Origin of the sequence: Psychrobacter sp. KCTC 72983, assembly GCF_014280455.1 — a bacterium.
Lineage (GTDB): Bacteria > Pseudomonadota > Gammaproteobacteria > Pseudomonadales > Moraxellaceae > Psychrobacter > Psychrobacter pacificensis.
The window spans coordinates 24,299-49,070 of record NZ_CP060391.1 but is presented as its reverse complement, the minus strand read 5'-3'; the positions used below and the strand labels follow the sequence as shown (position 1 = coordinate 49,070).

At 41.7% G+C, this 24,772-nt stretch carries 20 protein-coding genes and 5 pseudogenes; 11 read left to right on the top strand and 14 right to left on the bottom strand.

Annotated elements, in window-relative coordinates:
- Window positions 1–155: 155 nt before the first annotated feature.
- Window positions 156–2,534, top strand: a pseudogene (locus PSBA01_RS13185) (MobA/MobL family protein); the annotation flags it as partial.
- A 25-nt stretch (window positions 2,535–2,559) separates the two neighbouring features.
- The gene (locus PSBA01_RS13180) at window positions 2,560–3,516 is read left to right on the top strand and encodes a hypothetical protein (RefSeq protein WP_025652652.1); all 957 of its coding nucleotides are present in this window, start codon (window positions 2,560–2,562) and stop codon (window positions 3,514–3,516) included.
- Window positions 3,517–3,704: 188 nt separating this feature from the next.
- On the opposite strand, the gene PSBA01_RS13175 is transcribed toward PSBA01_RS13180, so the two are convergent.
- Both PSBA01_RS13175 and PSBA01_RS13170 read right to left on the bottom strand, forming a co-directional pair.
- Entirely contained in the window at window positions 3,705–3,980 is a 276-nt protein-coding gene (locus PSBA01_RS13175) for a hypothetical protein (RefSeq protein ID WP_025652653.1), read from the bottom strand.
- Between the two features lie 157 nt (window positions 3,981–4,137).
- A complete protein-coding gene (locus PSBA01_RS13170) occupies window positions 4,138–4,362 on the bottom strand; it encodes a helix-turn-helix domain-containing protein (RefSeq protein ID WP_186475567.1) in 225 nt (74 codons plus the stop codon).
- A 381-nt stretch (window positions 4,363–4,743) separates the two neighbouring features.
- Here PSBA01_RS13170 and parA point away from each other — a divergent pair, with 381 nt between their 5' ends.
- The 6 genes and pseudogenes from parA to PSBA01_RS13140 all read left to right on the top strand — a co-directional run bounded on the left by parA (window position 4,744) and on the right by PSBA01_RS13140 (window position 8,219).
- Window positions 4,744–5,382: a ParA family partition ATPase gene (gene parA, locus PSBA01_RS13165; RefSeq protein ID WP_186475557.1), complete on the top strand. Its 639-nt coding sequence runs from the start codon at window positions 4,744–4,746 to the stop codon at window positions 5,380–5,382.
- 3 nt (window positions 5,383–5,385) lie between these two features.
- Entirely contained in the window at window positions 5,386–5,595 is a 210-nt protein-coding gene (locus PSBA01_RS13160; RefSeq protein ID WP_025652656.1) for a plasmid partition protein ParG, read from the top strand.
- Window positions 5,596–5,786: 191 nt separating this feature from the next.
- A pseudogene (locus tag PSBA01_RS13155) lies at window positions 5,787–5,909 on the top strand (threonine synthase); the annotation flags it as partial.
- Window positions 5,910–6,256: 347 nt separating this feature from the next.
- Window positions 6,257–7,000 carry a TorF family putative porin gene (locus PSBA01_RS13150; protein ID WP_071001644.1) on the top strand — a complete coding sequence of 248 codons (744 nt, stop codon included), beginning with the start codon at window positions 6,257–6,259 and terminating at the stop codon, window positions 6,998–7,000.
- Window positions 7,001–7,200: 200 nt separating this feature from the next.
- Window positions 7,201–7,374, top strand: a pseudogene (locus tag PSBA01_RS13145) (IS1595 family transposase); the annotation flags it as partial.
- Between the two features lie 71 nt (window positions 7,375–7,445).
- The gene (locus PSBA01_RS13140) at window positions 7,446–8,219 is read left to right on the top strand and encodes an IS5 family transposase (protein ID WP_186475556.1); all 774 of its coding nucleotides are present in this window, start codon (window positions 7,446–7,448) and stop codon (window positions 8,217–8,219) included.
- A 27-nt stretch (window positions 8,220–8,246) separates the two neighbouring features.
- Here PSBA01_RS13140 and PSBA01_RS13135 read toward each other — a convergent pair whose 3' ends face one another.
- The 5 genes from PSBA01_RS13135 to PSBA01_RS13115 all read right to left on the bottom strand — a co-directional run bounded on the left by PSBA01_RS13135 (window position 8,247) and on the right by PSBA01_RS13115 (window position 15,378).
- Window positions 8,247–9,146 (bottom strand): cation diffusion facilitator family transporter, encoded by a 900-nt coding sequence (locus PSBA01_RS13135; RefSeq protein WP_102078870.1) that lies wholly within the window; start codon window positions 9,144–9,146, stop codon window positions 8,247–8,249.
- An 86-nt stretch (window positions 9,147–9,232) separates the two neighbouring features.
- Window positions 9,233–12,373, bottom strand: coding sequence for an efflux RND transporter permease subunit (locus PSBA01_RS13130; protein ID WP_186475555.1), 3,141 nt, complete (start codon window positions 12,371–12,373; stop codon window positions 9,233–9,235).
- Entirely contained in the window at window positions 12,363–13,592 is a 1,230-nt protein-coding gene (locus PSBA01_RS13125; protein ID WP_186475554.1) for an efflux RND transporter periplasmic adaptor subunit, read from the bottom strand. The genes PSBA01_RS13130 and PSBA01_RS13125 overlap by 11 nt, the downstream gene beginning before the upstream one ends.
- 1 nt (window position 13,593) lies before the next feature.
- Window positions 13,594–14,919: a TolC family protein gene (locus PSBA01_RS13120; protein WP_025644122.1), complete on the bottom strand. Its 1,326-nt coding sequence runs from the start codon at window positions 14,917–14,919 to the stop codon at window positions 13,594–13,596.
- 48 nt (window positions 14,920–14,967) lie between these two features.
- Complete coding sequence (locus PSBA01_RS13115) at window positions 14,968–15,378, bottom strand: cation efflux protein, CzcI-like (protein ID WP_198013336.1); 411 nt, start codon at window positions 15,376–15,378, stop codon at window positions 14,968–14,970.
- 335 nt (window positions 15,379–15,713) lie between these two features.
- Here PSBA01_RS13115 and PSBA01_RS13415 point away from each other — a divergent pair.
- Window positions 15,714–15,830: pseudogene (locus PSBA01_RS13415) on the top strand (transposase); the annotation flags it as partial.
- Window positions 15,831–15,957: 127 nt separating this feature from the next.
- Complete coding sequence (locus tag PSBA01_RS13105) at window positions 15,958–16,287, top strand: four-helix bundle copper-binding protein (protein ID WP_093071101.1); 330 nt, start codon at window positions 15,958–15,960, stop codon at window positions 16,285–16,287.
- A gap of 335 nt (window positions 16,288–16,622) precedes the next feature.
- Here the strand turns inward: PSBA01_RS13105 and PSBA01_RS13100 are convergent, their stop codons facing one another.
- On the bottom strand, window positions 16,623–17,087 hold the full coding sequence (locus tag PSBA01_RS13100; protein ID WP_007115209.1) for an NUDIX hydrolase: 465 nt from the start codon (window positions 17,085–17,087) through the stop codon (window positions 16,623–16,625).
- A gap of 231 nt (window positions 17,088–17,318) precedes the next feature.
- Here PSBA01_RS13100 and PSBA01_RS13095 point away from each other — a divergent pair, with 231 nt between their 5' ends.
- Complete coding sequence (locus PSBA01_RS13095; RefSeq protein ID WP_186475553.1) at window positions 17,319–17,906, top strand: recombinase family protein; 588 nt, start codon at window positions 17,319–17,321, stop codon at window positions 17,904–17,906.
- A gap of 777 nt (window positions 17,907–18,683) precedes the next feature.
- Here PSBA01_RS13095 and PSBA01_RS13090 read toward each other — a convergent pair.
- From PSBA01_RS13090 to PSBA01_RS13065, 6 genes and pseudogenes are all read right to left on the bottom strand, one after another.
- Window positions 18,684–19,046, bottom strand: coding sequence for a DUF3817 domain-containing protein (locus PSBA01_RS13090; RefSeq protein ID WP_186475552.1), 363 nt, complete (start codon window positions 19,044–19,046; stop codon window positions 18,684–18,686).
- A 245-nt stretch (window positions 19,047–19,291) separates the two neighbouring features.
- On the bottom strand, window positions 19,292–19,999 hold the full coding sequence (gene lspA / locus PSBA01_RS13085) for a signal peptidase II (RefSeq protein WP_186475551.1): 708 nt from the start codon (window positions 19,997–19,999) through the stop codon (window positions 19,292–19,294).
- 141 nt (window positions 20,000–20,140) lie between these two features.
- Window positions 20,141–21,421, bottom strand: a complete 1,281-nt coding sequence (gene ccmI, locus PSBA01_RS13080) for a c-type cytochrome biogenesis protein CcmI (RefSeq protein WP_025643930.1) — start codon at window positions 21,419–21,421, stop codon at window positions 20,141–20,143.
- Entirely contained in the window at window positions 21,418–21,900 is a 483-nt protein-coding gene (locus PSBA01_RS13075; RefSeq protein ID WP_020443538.1) for a cytochrome c-type biogenesis protein, read from the bottom strand. Before PSBA01_RS13075 ends, ccmI begins: the two co-directional genes overlap by 4 nt.
- A gap of 83 nt (window positions 21,901–21,983) precedes the next feature.
- Window positions 21,984–22,646, bottom strand: a complete 663-nt coding sequence (locus tag PSBA01_RS13070) for a DsbE family thiol:disulfide interchange protein (protein ID WP_011513682.1) — start codon at window positions 22,644–22,646, stop codon at window positions 21,984–21,986.
- Window positions 22,647–24,696, bottom strand: a pseudogene (locus PSBA01_RS13065) (heme lyase CcmF/NrfE family subunit). It abuts the gene before it with no gap.
- Window positions 24,697–24,772 lie beyond the last annotated feature (76 nt).

Here is a 24,772-nt window from a genome sequence, read left to right as displayed (position 1 = left end):
AAAAAAAAGAAACCCCCAAAAAAAAAAAATCTTTAAAATTTAAAGGGGAAAAGGGGAAAAAAGGTTTTTTAAAATTTAAAAGGGGGTTTTGTAAAGCCAAAAAACGTCTTGGGGTTTTGGGGGGGCATCCTTAGAAAAGGGGGGCGGACACTGAGGGTTTTTGGAATGATATCGAACGCATTGAGACTCGTAAAAACGCGCAATTGGGTACTGAGATTGACGTGATGTTTCCTGATGGGATCACCGCGGATCAGCGTATAGTTCTGGCCGAGCGCTACGCTCAAACCTTATCTGATCGCTATAACGTGCTTGTCGATGTGGCCATTCATCGGCCCCACAGTCACGAGAAACATGTGGGGGAGGTTGAAGTGGTTGAGCTGACCAGTCGTAACTTTCATGCCCATATTTTACTCTCAAGCCGTGAGATAGTAGCGGATGTTGAGGGTTATGCTTTATCAGCACGCAAGAATTGGTTGCAGTGGTCAACGGAGGAGCGGTTATCTAAGGGGTTAAACGGACGCGGCGATGAGCTTAAATATCAACGCACCCTTTGGGCGGATATGGCCAATGAGCTACTGCCTAAGAATAAAACCATTAGTGAGAAATCCTACCGTGAGCTGGGCATCAATCGTTTGCCAAAAATGAAACTAGGTAAATCACTATATAAGGATATTCTCAAAGGCAATCGTTCAGTGATTCACGAATACAACGAGACGATTGATGAGATCAATGCTTACATTGAAAAAAATGGTTTAGTAATTGAGTACGACGACAAGGGACGTATTGACCTAGAAAGCAATGAACAAGAGGTTAACGGCGTCACAATACATTATAAAAAGCGTAAACCCTTTGCGCGAATTGAGCTCAGTAATATCCGATTTGTAGATCCTGCCGTTGAACTTGAACCCGCTATCCCTAAAAGTAACAGTCAGACGCATAGTGATGCGGCGAATGATCACGCACTTGATGAGCTTTTAGCAATCTCAGCCGACTTTGTGAGTCAAAAAAAGATGGTACGCAGCGCCTTATTTTCAACCATTGATGCGCTGCATGAAGAGTTAGCGCACCAGTCTAAACAGATTATTACTATTGATAAAAACATTAAGAGTACCCAGCGGTTCACCGAGGAGGTGGGACAGGATTTTAGTGACCCCCGCCAAAAAATGATTGAGCTTGCCAGGCAGATAAGCACAAAAGAGCAAAGTGAGGCACTAAAGGCGGCTTTAGCGTTGGTTGAGGAGTTTAGACAAGATGATACCCTACAAACAGGCCGCGCTGTTAGCCGTCTTGAAGAGCAGCTGTCACAGATTGATAAAACGGTGCTGAACAATAAAACGGTTTTAAAAAAGCTGATCCCGCTTAATAATGAAGTCATTGCGGACTACAAAGGGTTGAAGGCCACGCTAAAACCCTTTGCCGCAAAGCTGAATAAACTGGCGACTGGCTTTAAAGCTCTTGATGAGATTGATATTGAAAAATCCGACTTATCCTTACAGTGGGATCAAGCGTTTGCGGATCTACAAGAGATAGACGTCACCAATAACATGGACACTTATCATAAGTTTGCCGCATTTGCAGATCTGGATGTTGAGCGCTTTAAATATCTTCAAAAAGAGCGTGAGGCGCTCAGTACGTTAAAAGCAGTAGAGGTAGACGCGGATGCTTACACTCGTTTAACGGCATTGACCGCTGATGTTAAAGCGTTTAAGACTGCCAATGATAACGACATCAAACAGTTAAAGCAGCAAATTAATACCAGTCAAAAAACCTATCAGCGCCTGTCGCCGTTTTATGAGCAGCGTATCGCCTTACTGGATCAAAGTGAAGCTGTGATTGTGCAAGATGATGACCTATACGATGAGATTACCCGTACCAAGACCACTCAATTGAACGCAGATCGGCTTGATGACTGGCGCAACCGTACGATGGTGCTTCACCACCAGCTCAATAAAGCACATGAGCAAGCAAAGCTTAAGGAAGAGGCTGAGCGCGCACGAGAGGAGGCTTTAACCAGGCGGCGAGTAGCTTTACAACAGAGACGGCAGCAGGCATCTCTTAAGCGTCAGCGAATCAATGAGACCAAAGCATATCGAGATCGATTTGACAATTTAGTGGTACGGGTGCGTGACCGCGTTGATGCCCTTGATTTTAAGGCCGTTGATGCACCGATCGAAGTGATCAACGCGGCTGAGGCGGTTGCCGCACAAGCATTTATATTCACTACTCTAAAACACACTGACAGCTTTACGACACTACAAAAAAGTTTACGAGACACCGATGCCAAAAAAATTGCAACGCAGGTGCAGAAGGCAGCAACGACGCTATGGCAACAGCTTGAGCGCTTGCCTGACAATCAAGATAAGGTCGAGGTATTAACCCAGATCAATGAGCGCTTTGAGCACGTTCCTGCTATCACCATAGATGGGGCAACGCTCACACAAACTGTGACAGATCACCTGCAAAAAACGAAGAACGCCATCCAAGCGCATGAACAAGCACAAAGACGCCGCTACTCCTCACCACGCCCATTTTAGGCGGCATTATAATAATGAGTACCCCATGAATAAAGACAATAGCAATGAGCAAGACATACACGATCAACTTGTTAACCTAGTGACTTCATTGACTCCGGTCATTGGGGCCTTGCGTGAGCTGATTAAGCGAGCCGATGATGCGGTAGCGAGGCGGCTTGAGCGTTCGCTTAGCGGTATTGATAGCAAGGTGAATGAGGTGTCTTCTGCCATTGAAGAATTAGGTAGTAGCGCAAGCACGACTTCGCAGGCATTGAGCCAGTATCAAGAACTCGTGTTAAAGCAGCTTCAAGCAGCAGTGACGGCTTTCACTGACAATGAGATGCCGCGTCGTTATGATGACAAAATAGCGGGCATCATCACCGATATGAAACAGCAGATTGATACGGCTGTAGAGTCGGTCGTCACTGCTAAAAACGATAGCATAGAGGTACAAATCAGTACCATGCAAGGAGTTGCTGATAAACTTAGCGCAAGCGCTGACAATCTAGCCCTATTCACCAATCAGTACCAAGCTGGTCATAAGCAGATTATTGAAGATATTGAGACCTTTGAGACCACCACCAAAACGCGGATTGAGCAGGTCGAGGGTAGAGCTAGTAAAGACTTGGACAAAATTCATAAGTCCATTGAGACTATGAGTATTAAAAGGATTGCAGCCGCTGTCGCAGCGGGTACGATGGCTGTGATAATAAGTTTGGTGGCTCTGGTATTTTGGTATGTGCCAAGCTTTGATGAGATTGCAGAGATGAAATACCAGCAAGCAGAGCTACAGCGCGGCATCGATGAGCTTGAAACGGGTTGGAAACAGGCCTTTAATAATGCTCAAAGTGCGCAGTTTATTTTGGCTTGTGATGTTAATAAAGAGCAGCCTGATGCAATCAGCTGGTGCGTTAGAGCAGACAGTAAGAGTGTTTTGAGAGATGAGAGAGGCTTTGTTTATTATAAAATAGCTGGGGTGCCGCGTGCAAAGCCGACTGAGTAAAGACGTATGGCAATAGTGAGCTATATTGCCCAAAAGTGCGTCTTCTGAAACATATAAGACTGAAAAAAGGCTTGTTTGATTGTCGTTATCTTTGTCTATATTAAAAAGCCAGATAATGACACTTTATCTGGCTTTAAGGGTTATTGTTTCTTGTTAAACAAGAAGTCTGTAAATATAAGCTAAAGTGACTAGGCTGCTTGGTCAGTGTAAGCTGTGACCAACTCTATAAAAGCAGTTTCAAGGATGCTTAAAGTGTAGTCGTCAACGATAAGACCATCATCCAGCTGTCGTTGCACCCAGACATAAATCGCTTCATCATTATAAAGAATAGCGTCAACACCAAGTAATGATGCCAGTTGTACGCCTTGCTGTACTTGTAAGCTGAATAACAGCTTAGAGGCTAAATTTTTAGTCTGTTCACTAAACCAAGCGCAGCTGTTGAGCCGCGATAGATTGTTATTCATTAGTATTCTCCTGCAGATTATTGTGTATAAATAATGGATAAAATGACTTACTACAGGTCAAATTATACCTATATTTTAATCTATTGCAAGAGAAAAATGACCTTCTATAGGTCTTTTTATACGTTTGAGGGTTATAATGTCTTATCAAAGAGTGTGCTTATTCAGGCGACACACTGCTTTTCTCATTTATGATTTCATATAAATCACCAACATTGATTCTAAGATACGTGCATAAAGACTCGATGACATCTAGGTCAACTCGGGTGGCTTCTTCATGATACATGCGAGTAATGGTGCCACGATTGATGCCAGTATCCCTTGCGACATCGGCAATTTTAAGGCGTCTTTCGCCCATGATGGTCGATAAGTGACACTTCACCATAGTGGTTTCCTCATTAACGATTAGTAGTTTTTGATTGGTGAGCGGATTATAACGAATATGAGCGGCTAACGTATTCATTTTAGTAGCTCATATTGATATCGAATAGCGGCAATTTACCTAGTAGTAGGCAGTTCGTTATGCTGTCTTTGATGCAGGACGTCTATCATGATGGATATACGCTAGTTAGAAAAGGTGATGCTATTTTTACTATGAAACATTGCTATTAGTAGTGATGTGACGTACATTTTTAGTTATACTTATATACTTATATACTTATATACTTATATACTTATATACTTATATACTTATATACTTATATACTTATATACTTATATACTTATATACTTATATACTCAATGCATGCTACAGGGATCTGTATTTATGAAGGTAATCGCGGTATTAAATCAAAAAGGTGGCAGCGGCAAGACTACCATCGCAACGCATCTGGCTCGTGGCTTACAGTTGAAAGGCCATAGTGTTCTGCTAGTAGATAGCGATCAGCAGGGCAGTGCGCGTGACTGGAGAGCGGTTGATGAAGACAATCCGGTACCAGTGATCGGGCTTGATAGACCAACACTTGATAAAGATTTAAAAAGCGTCTCTGATAAAGATTATGTGGTGATCGATGGATCGCCGCAAGCTACTAGTCTGGCTATTTCTGCTATAAAAGCGGCTGATTTTATATTGATTCCGGTGCAGCCGAGCCCCTATGATATCTGGGCGACCAGCGATTTGGTTGATTTAGTGCAGCAGCGTATTGAGATGAGGGATGGCCAACTAAAGGCAGCCTTTGTCGTCTCACGCGCCATTCAAAATACTAATATTGGTAAAGAGGTTGCAACCGCGCTGCTTGATTATAATCTTCCGGTATTAGAGACCAGAGTGATGCAGCGAGTTGCTTATCCTAATAGTGCTGCCCTTGGTAAGACAGTATTTGATACCGAATCGCCTAGTAGCAATGCGATACAAGAGATAACCGCATTGGTCAGTGAGATTCAAATATTTTTTGGTGAGGAGTAAGTCATGAGTTTATCAGCAGGTCGTCCTAGTAAGAACGTTAAGGATCAATTGGCTTTATCGGATGTGACGGACAGTCCCAAAAAGACGGTACGCGTGAATTTTAATTTAGATGAAGATAAACACATTGCGCTCAAGCGGTACGCGCTTGAAAGCCGAAAAACGGTGACTGAGTTGTTGACTGAAATGATTGAGGAAAAGTTGGTTGAGCGATAGGTATAAAAAAGGGACTTTCCTAAACTTTGTGTAACTTCTTATACCCTATTAGCAAATAGAAGTTACACAAAATCCAGGATGGGCTCGTGGTCGATGCCAATCCGTAACTGGACGTCTGCTCTGAATCGATTTATGATTATGTTCGGTGAGCGTGTAAGCTTGCATTTAATCTAATCGGCAGTTACACAGAATTCGGGACGGGCTCAAAAGATCCTGACACTGCGATCAAACAATGTGCCGATGCCGTGATGCTCACCATCAATGCCACATTGGATGATGTCAGAACATCAATCCTATCAAATATGGAAAAATAATTTTCCATGCTTTGCTCAGAAGAAAATACTTAAAAAGCCAACCACTGCGGTTGGTTTTTTTTATTGCATCGTGCAGAATATAAACTGTATAAGAATAATTCCTATTTACAAACAATTTGATACAGTTTGATTTGTTTTGGTGCAAAATCAATAAATCGCCCAATATTTGTGCAATACAATAATGCTTCAAAGTTGGTTTTGTAAGTTATTGCAGTTTTATTGCAAAGAAATAAGATAAAACAGTAACTTAATAAAGTTGGCACGCCCTTTGCTATTTCAATAACAAGTTCAGAGTCAAATCATTTCGATTTGAACATTTGTAATAAACAGCTTGGGGGAATACCAACATGAACTTTAAACTTTCTACATTAGTGGCTGCATCTTTACTCACTTGTGCAAGTGGCTTGACTATGGCAGCTGAAAGCGATGTATCATTCTCTGGTACTGCAGCAATGACTTCAGATTACCGCTATCGTGGTATGACACAAACTGAAAGCGACCCTGCCGTTCAAGTTGGTTATGGATTAACCCATAGCTCTGGCTTATACGCAGGTGTCTGGGGCTCGAATGTCGGCTTTGGTAGCTCATTAGAGCTCGATCCATATGTAGGTTATAGCACTGAACTTGGCTCTTTGGCGTCTAAACCAGTTTTAGATGTCGGTTTATGGTACTACGGCTATCCAAGTGCTTCTGATTTGAATTGGCTTGAGCTGTATGCACGTCTAGGTTTTGCAGACACCATCACTGTTGGTGACAGTTTGCTTGCAAGCGTGAATTTCACTAATGATTTTTTTGGCTTAGATACTGATGCATGGTATTTAAACCTGACTTATAGCATGCCATTGAGCGCATCTTTCGGTGGTGTAGCAAGCTTAGGTTATACCACTGCTGACGATTATGATTTCAGTGATAACGCTAGTGGCGATGATAACTACATCGACTGGAAAGTTGGTGTGACTTACAGCTTTGCTTCTGTTGAAGACCTGTCAGCTGAGCTTGCTGCTGTCGGCACAAATATTGACGCCGACACCAACCCGTACAAACGTGGTGTAGAGACTGGTGCTGTATTTACAATTACTAAAGCATTCTAAGTTGTAAATAGCATAGGCTAGAAAATTAGCCTTGCATAAAAAATCCTGTCTTACTTCAAGGCAGGATTTTTTTATGGAGAATTGGTTCTAAATACGTCTTGGCATGTTAAATGCTTAATATTTATATCGAATAAAGATTGTTTGAATAGATTAAAAAGAAGGGGCTGTCCTAGATGAGTAAAATTATTTAGGATAGCACTATGAGAAAGAGTAAACTAAGTTGGTATAAACAAAGCAGACTCATCGAGTTATTTGTTGCCGGTTCTACCGCGAGAACAGCAGCAAGCCTAATTGGTGTTAATAAAACCACAGCCAGTTATTACTTTCATAGGCTAAGACTGCTTATTTACGAGAATAGGGGCTGTATAGAATTGAGAAAACATTGAAAAAAATAAGCAACGCCTTACTCTAATGTTTACCACAACAAAGAAATAAGGCATCACTTATGACTCGCACCAAGCTCAACGATGAACATTGGCACAAGCTATTTATTATATTGCGACAAATTAACGTATATAACAAGCCCAATCTAAGACGTACCGTTGAAGGCATGTTGTACCGCATACGAGTAGGCTGTCCATGGCGAGACTTACCTTCTTATTTTGGTCATTGGTCTCGCATATATCATCAATACCGTTACTGGCGTAAAACCGGTAAATGGCAAAAGCTCATGAAGATAGTCACAGCAAACTATGATAGTGAATGGTTATTTATAGACGGTAGCGTGGTCAAAGCTCATCAGCATAGTTCAGGTGTAGCCAGTCATCTTGATGAGGCCATTGGTAAAAGTGTTGCAGGTAATAGCAGCAAACTGCACTTAGTGGTCGATGCTTGTGGTAACCCTATACATATTGAGCTGACAGGTGGGCAAGTGCATGACGCTAAGATGGCAAAGACGTTGATAGATAGCACGATTAATAACCAGACTAAAGCAGCGACCTATGGCCATGCCTTATCACGATTAAAGCGAGAAGGAAAATGTCCAGTAGATATTGAGCACAGGCAGATTAAGTATAAAAATAATGTCATTGAATGTGATCATGGTAAGTTAAAGCGGATCATCAGGGCCACATTAGGATTCAAATCTATGAAGACGGCTTATGCCACAATTAAAGGTATTGAAGTCATGCGTGCACTACGTAAAGGACAAGCATCGTCATTTTATTATGGTCAGCCTCAGGGTGAAGTGTGTCTAATCAACAGGGTTTTCGGTCTCTAAGTACTTTTTAAAGGGAACATCATCGACTCAAATCTCTATTTGCAACAGTGCCTTACATTTCGTATTTTCTATTTGTAACGTAATTTCAGTAATATTATGATTATGTTTTAGAACTTCTAAGGCCTTTTGATAGAGTTGATCTGTATTGCTATTCGGAGCAACCAAATGAGCAGTTAAATGAATATTTCTTGAGGATATAGCCCAGACTTTCAACTGATGAATCCCTTCAACGCCCTCTAGCTTCAATAAATCATTTCTTAACGACTCAATATCAATCTCATCAGGAACTCCTTCAAGCAGAATATTAATACTTTGTTTTAATAAAATCCAAGTTCGAGGTAAGACCCAGAAGCCAATTAACACAGCGATTACGGTATCAACCCACATCCACTGGGTAAAATAAATAACTATTCCTCCGATAATCACGCCTATCGATCCTAGAGCATCACTAAGAACTTCTAAATATGCACCTTTTATATTTAGACTTCCTTCAGCACTAGCAGAAAGGATTTTCATTGAAATCAAATTTATGACCAAACCACCAACCGCGACAATCATCATTCCAACACTTTGAATTTCAGCAGGATTCGTAAAACGTTGATAAGCTTCATATACAATATATATTGCTACCACAAAAAGCATCACCGCATTAAACAGAGCCGCTAAAATTTCAAATCGCTGATAGCCAAAAGTTCTTTTATCATCTGCGGCTTTTTTACCAATTTTGATAGCGGCAAGAGCAATAGCTAAAGCGGCTGCATCAGTAAACATATGAGCTGCATCAGATAACAAAGCCAAACTTTGGGTAATAAAAGCAGCGACAACTTCTACTATTAAAAAAGTAGTCGTTAAACCTAAGGCAACCATTAACTTCTTACTATTTTCTTCAGTAACAACCGCATGGCTATGATCATGATGTTCTGACATAAAATATTTTCCTTATTCTATTTATGATGAGCAGAGATATTGGATAACAGCCAATATCTCTGCTGTAAATCGACTAATCTATTGGATTAAGAAACTTTTTTTTCATTTATCCAACGATAAAGCACGGGTAACAGCACCAAAGTTAGTAATGTTGAAGAGATAATCCCGCCAATCACTACGGTTGCCAGTGGCCGTTGAACCTCAGCCCCTGTTCCGGTTGCCAGCGCCATTGGTACAAAACCCAGTGAAGCCACACAAGCTGTCATCAACACTGGTCTTAAGCGCAAAATAGCCCCTTGCCACACGGCTTTATGCACTGGATATTTGTCCCTTAATTCCTTAATAAAGGTCAGCATTACCAGTCCATTGAGGACTGCAACACCAGATAAGGCAATAAAGCCAATTCCAGCTGACATCGATAATGGAATATCCCTTAGCCAAAGGAACAGCACACCACCGGTCAAGGCAAAGGGTATCCCGGTAAAGACCAATAGACTTTCTTTGACATTGTGAAAGACCGCCATCAGTAAAATAAAGATAGTGATTAAAGCCAGTGGAATCACGATTTGCATCCGTGCTTTGGCTGAAGCCAAATTTTCAAACTGACCGCCATATTCTATCCAATAACCACTTGGCAAAGTGTATGCTTTGAGCTGTGTCTGTACATCAGAAACAAAAGACCCTAAATCACGCCCTTCAACATTCGTTGTAACCACAACTCGGCGTTTACCATTTTCTCGACTGACTTGGTTGATTCCTTCAATGGTCGAGACTTGCGCGACATCCGACAATAAAATACTGCCACCATTTGGAAGCTGAATAGGTAACTGGGAAACAGATGCGACACTACGGTCTTGCTCTCCAAGACGGATAACAAAATCAAAACGACGATCGCCTTCTAAAATCTCTCCCACGCTTTGTCCACCAATATTGGTTGCCACAAGGTCTTGAATTGAACGCACACTCAAACCATATTGTGCAGCCAAAGTTTTATTTACCTCGACATTCAGTAATGGCAAACCTGAGGTCTGCTCAACTTTCACGGCACTGCTACCCGATATTTGCTGAATGATTTTGGAGATTTTAGTCGCCTCAGTATTGAGGACATTCATATCATCACCGAAGATTTTCACACCAACATCACTACGCACACCTGAGATCAATTCATTAAATCGGAGTTCAATCGGTTGTGAAAATTCACTATTATTGCCTGGAATCGTGGCTAAATACGTCACCATACGGCCACGTAATTCATCTAAACTTTCTTTAGGATTTGGCCATTCTGAACGAGGCTTTAACATGATATAGCCATCTGAAATATTGGGTGGCATGACATCTGTTGCAACCTCGGCTGTACCCGTTCTGGCAAATACTGCCTTAATTTCAGGGAAACTCTTTAAAAGAAGTTTTTCAGTATTCTCCTGAATACGTAAAGACTCTTCTAAGCCTGTACTTGGTGAACGTAACTGTTGTATCGCAAAGTCTCCTTCACTGAGCTGTGGTGCAAATTCACTGCCGAGTTTGGTACTGATAAATCCCGTAATCACTAATAAACACAGTGCAAAAGTCAGCACAACTGCTTTGTATTGATACGAAATATCAAGAGTTTGCTGATATTTAGCTTTTAGCCATAACATCCAACGACTTTCTTTTTCTTGAATATCGCCTTTGACCCACAATGCCACAGCAGCAGGCACAAAGGTGATCGATAAAATAATGGCTGCAACAAGGGCGAGTACCACTGCCAATGCCATCGGATGGAACATTTTTGCTTCCACACCACTTAAAGCAAAAATCGGCAAATACACCACCAAAATAATAAGCTGACCAAAAATAAGAGGACGACGTGCTTGGCGGGCAGCCAGAAAAACTTCCTTAAAGCGTTCACTTTGTGTGAGAGGTCGTTTTAACAGTTGCTGTGTATGGGCTAAACGCCGGATACAGTTTTCGACAATCACCACAGCACCATCGACAATGATGCCGAAATCGAGTGCACCTAAACTCATCAGATTGGCACTGATATTTTGCTGTGCCATCCCGGTTAAGGTAAACAGCATAGAGAGTGGAATGACACAGGCAGTAATCAAGGCAGCACGGATATTCCCTAAAAACAGGAACAGAATGATGATGACCAGGATTGCTCCCTCTACCAAGTTTTTCTGAACGGTTTTAATCGCCTTCTCAACCAAGATAGTACGGTCGTACACCGTTTCAATCACTACCCCTTTAGGCAAACTATTCTGAATATCTTGAAGCTTGGCATCCACAGCTTTAGAAACAGTCTGGCTATTTCCACCCATCGCCATCATGACAACCCCTAAAACGGTTTCTTTGCCGTTATAGGTTGCCCCACCGGTTCTTAAATCATGCCCAATAGAGACTTGCGCAATATCACCAACCCGAATTGGGCTGCCATTTGGGCTACCCAGCATGGTGTTCTCAATATCAGAAAGCCCATTGAATGCACCCGGTACACGTACCGTCAGTTGCTGACCATTGTCTTCAATATAACCTGCACCTCGGTTCTCATTATTTTGCGCTAAAGCCTGTTGCAGTTGTTCTAATGAGATATTCAGTTGCTGCATCCGGTTTAAATCGGGAGAGACCACATAGGTTTTTTCAAAACCACCAATACTGTTGACCTCTGCAACTCCCTTAACACGTTGCAGTTGAGGACGCACAATCCAGTCCTGAATCTCACGCAAATCCATCGGCGTGTATGCAGTTCCATCCGGCTTTTTCGCATTCGGATCTGCCTTCAGTACCCATTGATAAATCTCACCGAGACCCGTAGAAACGGGGGACATCGTCGGTGCGATTTGTGCAGGCAACTCAGATTGCGCCTCCTGTGTCCGTTGGTTAATCTGCTGACGGGCCCAATAAATATCAGTCCCATCTTTAAAGATAATGGTGACTTGAGAGAGTCCATAACGGGATATGGAACGGGTAAGCTCCAGATCCGGAATGCCAGCCATGGCATTTTCAATGGGATAGGTAATCAGCTGTTCGACTTCAAGCGCAGTAAAACCCTTGGCTTGAGTATTAATCTGGACTTGGGTATTGGTAATATCGGGTACAGCATCAATCGGGAGTTTCTGATAGCTATACACCCCGACCGCAATCCAGGTACAGGCAAAGAGCAACACCCAAATCGCATTTTGTATGGAAAACTGAATGATTCGTTCGAATAAACCTTCTGGTTTTGGTAGATCAGAATTAATGTCCATGGCCTGCCTCGTCTTTTTCTAATTCAGATTTCAACAAGAAACTGCCTTGAGCGATATACTTCTGCCCTTCAGTCAGCCCAGAAATCACTTCAAGCCATTGTCCATCACTTGAAGCCTGCCCCAATTGCACTTTCTGTGCTTTTAAGTGGACTTGACCTTTTTGTTCTGAATCTACGATGAAAATACTGTCTTCACCTTCAATACTTTGCAGCGCAGACTTTTGAATCCGAAGGGCTGATTTTGCTGTAGCTTCCGGAATCAACACTCTCACTAACACATTAGAACGCAACTCAGTAGCTTGCGCATCGAGTTTTGCGCGCACCACCAGACGCCCTGTTTGTACATCTGCCTGAGAGGTTAAGCTTTGTACAGTAGCTTTATAGATTTGATCTGAATCATTCACTTTAAAGTCAATTTTTTGCCCGGCTTGCAGTTGACCTGAGAATTGATTCGGCAAATTAAACTCAAGCCATAAATCTTTCAGCTGTTCAATGACAAAGAGCTGATTAGCCAGTTGCACATTTTCACCGACCACAATATCTTTTTGACTGATCACCCCAGAGATCGGTGCTTTAATCAGAAAACGCCCATTGTTATTGCCACTTGCACCTAATGCATTTAAACGTGCTTGTGAGGACTGGACAGTAATCTGCGCTTGACGGTAGGCATTTTCGGCACGCTGGTAATCCTGTTTGGCAGAAACCCCCTGTGACCAGAGTTGCTGTTCGCGCTGGTAATCTTTACGGGCCAAATCCAGATTCACCTGTGCCATACGCAGATTTGCCTGTTGGTCGATCAGTTCAGGCACGGTTAGTACAGCCAGCGTTTGTCCTTTTTGCACGCTCTGTCCTAAAGCCACATTGATCTGCTCGACATAACCACTAAAATTAGGCGATATATGCGCTTGTTGATCGGTATTCACCACCAATTTACCTGGCAGGGTTGTCAGCTTTTCAACCAATCCTGTGGATGCAACAGCAACTTTTAAACCTTGTTCAACCATTTGTTGGCTGGTCAGTTGTATTTCGCCTTCTTCAGCATGTCCTTCTTCAGAACTATCTTCATCAGAATATTCGGCATTTCCCTCATCATAACCCTGCCCCTCAGATTCAGTTTTTTTTGAACTTAACCAAATAGCCAGACTGACCAAGACCGTAATCAGAATCAAAACTACAATCATGAGAGACTGGGATATTTTTCCGTTTTGCTTGGCGTTCATTTTATCGTGCTCCCCCATTGATTAAATTTTGCGATGCTTCGACTGCCTTTTTATTCAGTTGTGTATAGGCATCCGAACGGCTAATTTCTTCATAACTTGTGCCAATACTGAGTGCCTCAGCTGCTAGGGCAGTTTGCCAAGCTTGACGTAGAGTTTGTAATTGACCCAATCGAAGATTCTGCAGTTGGGTGGTTGCTTGCTGAACGTCGGTAATGGACAGTTTCCCTGCCTGAAACCCTAGTAAAGTACGGCTCTGAACTTTGGTCGCCAAAGTAACTTGTGCTGTTGTGGCATCGAACTGGCTACGTAAACCTTTGAGCTGATGCATGCTGTTGGCAATATCGAGTATTTGTTGCTTCAGCTCACGCTGCTGCTGTTGGTTCAGCAATATTTGCTGTTGCTGGACCATCGGGATCGCATATTGCTGGCGATTGAAAATATTCAGTGGAATAGCCACGCCGATTGCTAAAGTCGTATCGTTGCTTTCATTAGGGGTTTTGCTACGTTTCATGCCTACATTTAAAGTCGGATTGGGACGTGCCTGAATTCTTAAATTTTCAATTTGATGATCCGATTGCTGAATGTTCAAGGCATAGAGTTTTTCTAGCCACCCTTCAGCAATATACCGTTGCACAGTTTGGAGACTTTGCTCTGGCCAAGGGATAGCGGTTTTATTCAATTGAAGATGTGAAGATGTTTCTCCCCCCCACAAATTAGACAGCTGACGACCGGCAGCTTGTTTATTCAGCATCGCTTGCTCATAAAGTCGTTGGATTTCTAGCGCTTCAATTTGGGCACGCTCAAAATCAACCAGGGCAATACTGCCTGCCTGATAGCGTTTCTGGGCACTGTCCAGATTGACTTTACTTGTTTTTAACTGTACTGAATAAGCAGACTGCTCAACCTCAGCAAGTGCAAATTGCGACCATGCAAATTTAACAATCAGTTGGCTTTGTGCCTTCCATAATTGCTGTTGCAATTGGATTTGTTGATTCGAGGTATTGGCAATCACCCGGTTCAGCTTACGCTGACCAAATAGATCTAGAGGTTGACTAACGCCAACATTGAATTCCTGTTCTTGACCTGAGCCAAAGCCAGACTGTTCTAAACTTATACTTGGATTCTGCCATAACCGACTTTGCTGAATATTCAATTCAGATATTTGCTGAACTTGTTGCCACGGCTTGTCTTGAGTCTGGTAACTTTGTACTTTTGCTAAAGCGGATTCAAAGCTGGTAACGTTTTCAGCATAGCTATATTGCATAGCCGCTGCACATATACAAGCAACCAAGCTATGACGCAAGAGTATAATTGATTGTGAAGACATGATTTTTCCCACTTATTTAAATAATAAAAGTGGTGGGAATGTTTTAGGCTACCCCACCATGAGCGGGGAAAATTCGGGAGGTAGGCTTTGTTGAAACAGGTCAGGAGCCTGATAGCTGTTTTTCCAATGAAATTGTGGATTCACTTTAACTTCAGAGCTTGGATGAAACACATCTACTTTTTCATTTTGTACAATCAAATGCATCATCGATGGTAGATGATCTTGATGATCTTCACCGATTTCTAAATCGCTACTGAATGTTTTTATGTTTTCTGACTGTCCATTATGATCGTGTTGACGACTATCGCTGGCACACAAGGTATTTTGGTGATGACCAAAATGATAACTCTGCTGTGATTGAGGCTGTTGTTCATGGACACAAAAGGCCGCCGCCACATTCCAAAAGCTTTGGAACATGAACAATCCAACCAAGACTGTAATCCATGTAGTAGAACGCATCATCATAACAACCGAAAAATTTGTACCAAGTATAAGGCTTAGAGCCACTCCAAGGTCAAGCTTAATAAATTAAATTAAACATTCAATGAACACTGAATAGCCGGCACTTTTGCAAATTTACCTTGTCTCTATAAGCTCACATCAATTTCAGGTAAGAATAACAATAGATAGTGAACCGTACCGGGTTTGTCGGAGACTTTTTATTTAAGTTAGGCCACCTGACCTAACGGGTTAATCTTATCATTGTACATTGCTTCAAACTCAAAAGGCAATTTCCATGAGAGTTTCCCAAACTTTGTGTAACTGCTTATAATCCACTAACAGGAGAATAAGCAATGACTAACCAATCTGACATCAAGAAACTGGCTGAGCAAATGGCCAGCAGCATGAAAAGCTTCGATGACATCAAAGACTTTCAAAAGCAGCTCATGCAGTCCTTCATCGACACTGCATTTACACTCTCCTAAAACCATTTAACAAAATCTATGACTATTTTACTTTCCCTTACATAATCGTCCTAGTGTATATCTTTTTTTTTGATTAGCCTATTCCTAAATCAATTGACTTTAGGGAAGTATGATGAACGATATCCAATTTTCAGATTGCGCAAAGGCATGTATGAACTGTTACCTTACCTGTGCCAGTTGTGCAAATGCCTGTCTAAAAGAAGAAAATCTGGAGATGATGCGAGAATGTATTCAGCGTTGTCTAGATTGTGCAGATATTTGTCAGCTCTGTGCTCGTATGCAGCAAACAGAATCTCCTTTTATGAAAGAAATTTGTGAGCTTTGTGCCAAGGTTTGTGAATACTGTGCAGATGAATGTAGCCAACATGAGCATCAATACTGCCAGCAATGTGCTGATGCTTGCCGTGAATGTGCCGTCGAATGTCGAAAAATGGTTGCCTGATAAATAAAAGAATTAGTTGAGTTTAGGATTTACTCAATGAATAGCCAACGTGTTAGTTGTTAGTGGGTCAAACCACTAACAACTCGCAAAAAATGGCTGAATTTGTGGACGTTGTTTTTGCGATTCGATCCAAAGAGAGTACTTTGATTGAACGCGCATGAGTAAATCAGCACTAATACCTAAAGCATCGTGCAAACGTAAGGCTACATCGGCTGTTACTGGGAGGGTGTAAATAATTCTGTGTAAATACAGTTTTATTTACACTCTCAACTGTATTTACACAGAATTATTTACACCCTCCCCCTGGGGTATAGAATATCGAACTTTCTTACTTTTTAGAGTAACTCAGCTGCTTGTAATGCTATTTCTTTAACATCTAAGCTAAGGGCTAAATCTGCATTGATCAAATCTTCAATATCGAAAAATCTAGCTTCTAGGGCGTCATCACCTGCTAGAGGATCACCAGAAACCCAAATACAAAGTACGGCTACAAGAACAAAATGGTGACGCAGCTTACCACTACTATCAAAGTCAAACGCGTCTACAGCGTTAAATGTCTTAAAGGCTTTTGATACAATGCTTGTCTCTTCATAAAGTTCACGAACGGCAGCATCTTTAACAGTTTCCCCACGTTCAATTTTACCACCGGGAAAACCCCATCGACCTGCATCGGGTGGGTTAGCACGGCGTACTAAAAGCACCTTTCCATCTTTAAAAAGTACTCCAATAGTAGCTACTATTGGACGTAGGCTCTGTGGTTCGTATTGTATTATAGGTTCATTACTTAGTATATTAGACATAAAAACTCAATTGAGAATAGGACATAGAGGATAGCTTAATATTCAAGTCCTCACTAGGGAACCGAACCAGTGAAAGCGCCTGACAATCTACCATTAGACTATACCTAAAACGTAAATCCTCTAAACGATAATTTATCTATCAGTAGACTTGTTTCTAATATTAAATGATAGTAATATCTGTCTATTATCAATGAACATTAATTATTAAGTCTAAGTGATAGGGGTGGCGTTATGACTGTTCGTATTTATGTGAGAGCCAGTACTAAGGATCAAGACGCTAAGAGAGCCTTGTCTGACTTGATTAGCTTTAGCCAAAGCTATGATGATAAGCATGTTGAGTACGTTGAGCATTTCAGTGGTACGAAGCTTGATAGACCAGTACTCACTCTGTTACTCAATGACGCTGAGGAAGGCGATATTCTGTTGGTCGAAAGTGTGGATAGATTAAGCAGGCTATCTCAAGATGATTTTGCAATTCTAAAGCAGCGCATCAAAGACAAGGGCTTGCGATTGGTGGTAGCTGATCTACCAACCACGCATACGGTCAGTGAAGGTATGACCGGGGATATTCTCAGGGTGATCAACGATATGTTAATCGACTTATTAGCCACAATGGCAAAGCTTGATAACGACAAGCGTAGAGAGCGTATCAAGCAGGGATTGGCTAACAGTGGCTATAAGCCCACTGGTAAAAAGCCTAATACAACGAAACATAATCGTATTATAGAATTAAACAGTCAAAACAATATGACAAAAGAGGAAGTAGCTAAGGCAGTTGGTGTTGGGGTAGCTACCGTTTATCGCGTATTAAAAAAGTAGTTAGTCATCAGTAGCAGCTTAGGTATAGCTTTTTTATTCAACACTAAGTATTGAAATTAAGTATTTAAAATGTTTTAAGTAAAGACATGTAAAAACGATTCAGTTGACAAGAGTTCAAGCTATTTTTGACAATATTTTGAGTATTTTGAGTATTTTGAGTATTTTGAGTATTTTGAGTATTTTGAGTATTTTGAGTATTTTGAGTATTTTGAGTATTTTGAGTATTTTGAGTATTTTGAGTATTTTGAGTATTTGAGTATTTGAGTATTTGAGTATTTATGATCATATTTAGTGAGAATGGCCATAATCTAAAGCGGGCTGTATAGACTCTTTTTCAGCACGCTTATCGTCTTACTTTTCGGTGAAAGCCTTCAGATATGGTTTAGTAAACACAATCACCTAAAGTAGTCTGTCAAAAGTAGTTCCATCATATCAGTCTATTTTAAGTGGTCTATTAGTTGATAAGTGAACCTAATTAGGTAGTACCTTTGAGGCATACCCTACGATAACAGGAAATCCATCGCGGATGACAAAACCTGTTTAGCTTTTAAACAAGACGGGTTTGTCGATAGTATGTAAGATAAGTTGGAAAAGTAACTAGAGTGTAAGACTATTCATACTGGGTCTGAATCAAAGTTTTATTGTGATTAATTTCTGCTCAATATTATTCATTTGTCGCCATGATGAGTGATGGCGGCTTGTAATTTAGTTAGGAAAAATAATCTTGAGTAATAATATACGTTTGTATCATTTGTATCATTTGTAGCAGAGCTTGTTCTAGGCTTCTTTACTTACACTTTTCTGTAAGTTATTTTTTAGTAAATGATCGAATATAAATGGGCCAAAAGGTAAGAGTGAGCCGAGTACGCCCGCAGGTATTGCCCAAAGAGGCATTTTCATTTTGATAGCTGAGCCTATAAGTATTATGATATAGGTAATAAACAAAATACCGTGTGCCATACCGATGTATTTCACACCTTCTGGAATATCCAGCATATATTTTAGTGGCATGGCGATGAAGAGCAATAATAAGAAAGAGGTGCCTTCTAGGTAGCCTATAAGGGTAAGACTTTTTAACGCGGTCTCTTGTTTTTTTCTAAGGCTGTGAATTTTTTCAATAGTTGGCTGAGTCTGTGACACTGTATTTTCCTTTTGTTATTATCAATAAAGAATTTATGGATTATTCAATTTCTCTATAATAATGGCTCTACGCAGAGCTTTTAAGTATTGAGTTTTAAGACCTAAAATGAGTGAGTACCTATACCAGTCATACATTACCTTCCAGTTCACATTTTATAAACATACTCAAGTATAAAAAGTATTTTTCCGTATAGAGTGAATACGACGCTAGTTCATTTTGTTTGTGATAATCGGCATCAATGTGCTTATTTATTACGCTTACTTTCTAAAAATATCATGTCAATTATAATCAATGCGACACCGACACAGACACCTATATCTGCAACATTGAAAAGAGGATAATTCCAGACATCAGCATAATGCACATGGATAAAGTCAACCACTTTACCAATTCTTAAACGATCGATTAAGTTGCCAATCGCACCACCAAGCATTAAGGCCAACCCCATAGATAATAGCTTGGCTGCACGTGGCGCTTTGATTAAATAAACCGTTAAAAAGATAGCCATTACAAAAGCTAAGCCTGAGAAAAACCATTTCTGCCAACCGCCAGCGTTGGCTAAAAAGCTAAATGCTGCCCCATAGTTATAAGCGAGTGTCCAGTTGAGAAATGGTTCAATGACCGGTACGGGGTCATTGAACGCTAATGTGGTTTGGGCCAACCACTTAGTCCATTGATCAAGTATTAATACCATTATCGCCAACAAATACCAGATAAAAGCGCGACTGCCATTGGCAACCATTTTTGGCATTTTGTCCAACTTATCTTTAGGTGTTATTGAGTTGCCTGAAGTCACGTACATAGCTTTAGGCGTATGATTCATGGTTTTAGAGTCAATCGATTGATGAGTACTACTCACAGCTATAGGTACTTTATTGTCAGCAATATTAGTACTAGCCGATTCAACGCTATTCAATTTAGTACTATCTAATCTGTCGGTAGATTCAGTCATAGTTGTTTTCTTTATCTGTGTTTATACAATGAACAATGTTAAACGTATATGTTTTTGGTATACGACTATTAATCGCGCCACTTTTATAAACGGCTCCACTTACCGCTCTGGTGTTATGAAACTTACGGTAATAATTTTTTATTAGGGAATCTGTTGATTGATTTCAACATTAACCTGAGTCTGTTCAGCGCTAATCACTATAGGATTACCCGATAAGTCGCCTGACTCTGCTATGGCATTACCGCTATGACTAATACGAGCAACGACTGCTAACTGAGTTTTGTCACTACGAGCTGAATTTAACGTGCGATCTGGCATCATCGCATCAAGATTGCTTAAGCGGATACTAGCCTCACCTTGCTTGATAATACTAATGGGTAAACGTTTGGCGGCAAACGGTGGACCTCCTTTAACGTCACGTATCGCAACAAACAACACATCATCAGCTTTCACTAACGGTAATAAATTAGCGTTAATTTTCACTGTCACGTCAATACCTTCTAGCGCTTGCTTTTCTTGCGTGCTAACGTAGTTGCTTAACTCATCTAAGCTTGCTAAAGCTTTAGTATGATCACCTGGTTTGGCCACAATGCTGCCTTGTAAGCGTTTAATCCAACCTTGCGCTTGGGCAAAGTTACTACTACGAGTCTCACCCATTGCCATGAGCATTTGAGCCCGTTCATGCTGCGGATTCTTAGCTAATATAGCTTGTAATACACGGCGAATATTGGCGTCTAACTGACCTTCATTAACGAAAAAGCTAGTCTGAGCATAAGTGGTGGCGATTTCTTCATTTTCAGGAGCTAAACGATAGGCACGAGATAAGGCTTCCAGCGCAGAATCAGTTGCCTCCATAGATAAGAAAAGCTCGGATAGGCGCATCCAGCGATTAGGATCATCAGCATTACGATGAACATTGGTTTGCATGGCGCTAATCAGTTGACGACCATCTTCAAACGCCCATGATGGCGGCTTGTCAATTTTAGCTGTCAATAGGTCGTCAGCCACTTGTCCTACTTTGTCCTCAGCTGTCCACAAATCAAACACGGGCGTACGATTGCCTATTAGTAAATACGCCATTGCAGCCAATATTGGGATCCAAGCTGCGACAATTAAACGGCTTTTGACATCAGGGGTGACCATAGGTGTTATCTGACGCTGCACATCTAATAGCTGACGCTCCAGTTCCAGCTTTTGATTTTGATAATGGCTATTATTAATAGTACCGCTGTCTTTATCTGTTTGTAGCTCAGCTAAACGTTCGCGAAATACTGCAACATTAATATCTAGCAGTTGATTGTCTATTGGTTTGGACTGCAAACGCGGTGCTCGTAGCCATGGCATAATAGCAATCAGCGCAAATATAAGAGCAATCAGCAAGCTTAGAGTTACAAATAAGCCAAAAGTAGAAAATAGAGTCATTTTTTGTCCTCTAGGCTAGTAATGTCGTGGTCGACACTCTCAGCTTGCGATAATAGACGATCAAGCTCAGCCTTTTCCGTAGAGGTCAAGGCAGCAGTACTGTTCACTGTGACGCCGCTTTGACCACGGGCAACAACTTGGCGACGCTTACTTTGCCAAAACCAACCAATAATTAAGACGAGCAATAATAGTGGTGGAAAAAACCATAGGATCCATGTTGATGGTCGCATAGGCGGCTTGTAGCTAATAAAGTCACCGTAGCGCTCTTGCATATAGACGCGTATTTCAGCATCACTACGTCTATCTTTAATTAAATCATAGACTTTTTGCTTTAGATCCTGTGCAATCGGTGCATCAGAGGCTGCAAGGTTTTGATTTTGGCATTTTGGGCAGCGAAACTCTTCTATTAATCCACGATACTGAGCTTCTTGCTGTGGTGAGTCAAAATCGTATACGTCAATAGCTGCGTTTGCCGTCATGTTAAGCAGACACGCTAGTATTAAGCTTGCTAGTTTTAAAACTATATTGGGTTTTAGTTGAGGAGCTCTTATTCGAGTAACGTTCATTTGCACATCTCCTCAACCTGAATGAGATCAGGACTATCGTTGTTCTTATTAGCCTTATTAAGTACTGTCAGGCACGGCTTAACACGCTGTTGCCAATTGGCTTCATTAATCTCACCAACAATATGCTGACGAATGATGCCATCTCCATCCACAACAAAGGTTTCGGGCGCACCAGTTATGCCTAAGTCTAGAGCAAACTGACCCAATGAATCCTGAATAGACATAGAAAATGGATCACCGCCTCGGTTTAAGTAACTGAGCGCATTACCAATCTCATCCTTATAATTCACACCAACGATATCAACGCCGCGCTCTTCTAGTTGCATTAAAAACGGATGCTCAATAACGCAAGTTGGGCACCATGAGCCCCAAACATTAAGTAAAAACGGCTTATCCGGCAAATTATCATTGGTGATAGTACGGGTAGTATCTGCTAATAACGGCAGCTCAAAGGTAGGAACCGGACGCTCAAGAGCGGTATTGGTCACAATGTCTGTTGGTTTACCTAAGCGCATGTACAATATAACTACCAAACCAAAAAAGAGGATAAGCGGAATTAAGAACCATAGCTTCGTCTGCTTTTTTTTCATTGTCTTTGGGTTACGCTGCTTACTGTTTTGGCTATCTTTTTGCTCAGGAGTATTATTCGACATAGTCATTTATTTCTCCTTTAGTGTCGACATCGTCGATACTGAGATTGCCTGCTCAATAGCTACCTCATTGACTCCATAAGTAGCCAAACTACCAGTAACTAGCAACGGAGCTTTAATTTTTTTGATGCGGTATCGTTTATCAAGCATACTAATTAATCCACCTAGAGCCATGATAATTGCCCCTAACCAAATCCAGCGAATTAATGGTTTTACATAAATCCTTAATGCCCATTGGTTACTACCATCGGCAATAGGTTCGCCCAGTGCGACATAAACATCGCGCATAAGACTGGGGTCAATAGCAGCTTCAGTTGTTGGCATCGTGCTGATAATATAAGTACGCTTTTCTGGAGTCAGTTTCGCCACTTCACGACCGTCTTTGGATACCACCACTTGCGCTTGCGTTGCATCAAAGTTACTACCCTTTATTTCAAAAAATTCAGTTACTTCAAAATCGTAACCTTGAACATTGACTGTATCGCCAATACCCATTGCTACGTCACGCTCAATACTCAGGCTACTAGTAAAGGCTATGCCAATGACAGCAACCAATACGCCAATATGAGCAGTCTGTTGACCCCAATAGCTAAGACGCAGCTGACGCAGACCTTTAAAGAAATTAGGGGCGTTCTTGGTTTTGTCTCTAAAGTCAACGATCATCCATAGCAGTACCCAAAAGCTCACCGCTAAAGTCACGCCAATATTGAACATAGCAGATGGACTGGTAAAGTAGGCGATAATAGCAGCCAATACGATACTACTAGCGGCAATGGCGATACCCACCCCTAGTAACGGACGCTTATCTTGTTTCCAGCGAATATTAGAGCCCATACCCATAGCGATTAACAACAGCCATGTCAAAGGCACAAACAGCGCATTGAAGTATGGAGGCCCTACAGATACCTGACCGAGACTAAAGGCATCAGCGATAATAGGATAGAGGGTGCCGAGCAGCACCACTAAGGTTGCAATCAAAATGATGGCGTTATTGATCACTAAAAAGGACTCACGTGAAATCAGCTGATATTGACTTTCAACGGTTAAACGCCAACCGCGAACGGCAAACATTAATAGACCACTACCGATGATAATGCCAAGAATAGCTAAGATGACCAAACCACGCGTCGGATCAGCGGCAAACGAATGCACTGAGGTAAGGACTCCAGAGCGTACCAGGAACGTGCCAAGCAAGCTTAAGGCAAAGGCGAAAATAGCCAGCATGATGGTCCATGCTTTAAACACCCCGCGCTTTTCAGTGACTGCTAATGAATGCAGCAATGCTAAGCCGACAAGCCAAGGCATAAACGAGGCGTTCTCTACCGGATCCCAAAACCACCAACCGCCCCAGCCAAGCTCGTAGTAGGCCCACCACGAGCCCAGTGCAATACCAATGGTCAAAAATCCCCAAGCCGCGAGCGCCCATGGACGTGACCAGCGTGTCCAAGCAGCATCTAAACGCCCTTCCCACAATGCCGCCATACAAAATGCAAAAGGCACTACCATACCCACATAGCCCATATATAACATGGGCGGATGAATAATCAGACCGAAATCTTGTAGGACAGGATTTAAATCCAGCGCCATCTACGGGCAGATTGGGCAAGGTACGATCAAATGGCGACGAGGTAAAAATCAGCATCGCTAGCATCATGACCTGCACACCGGCCAATATCACGAGTACCCGCGCGCGCATCGACAACGGCAAGCCACGGCTAAAATAGGAGACCAGCGCGCACCACGTGGCCATGATGGTCATCCACAACAAGAGCGAGCCTTCGTGTCCGCCCCATGTCGCCGAGAGTTTATAGTACCAAGGCAACAAAGTATTAGAGTGCTGCGTGACATAGACGAGACTAAAGTCATTGAAATAAAAGCCTGCCATCAATGCAACAAATGAACAAATCATGGCAGCAAACTGTGCCCACGCGAGACTGGGCGCGAGACGCTGCCAAGCAACGTGATCGCGCATGACGCCAACGGTTGGTAATACCACCTGCAAAATCGCCAATATAAAGGCGGCCAGCAAGGCAAAATAACCCAATTCTGTGATTAACATACGGTCTAACCTTGTTTACTCTAATATGATTTAAGCTCACTGTAACGGTTGGATTTTTATTATTGGAAACTATTGA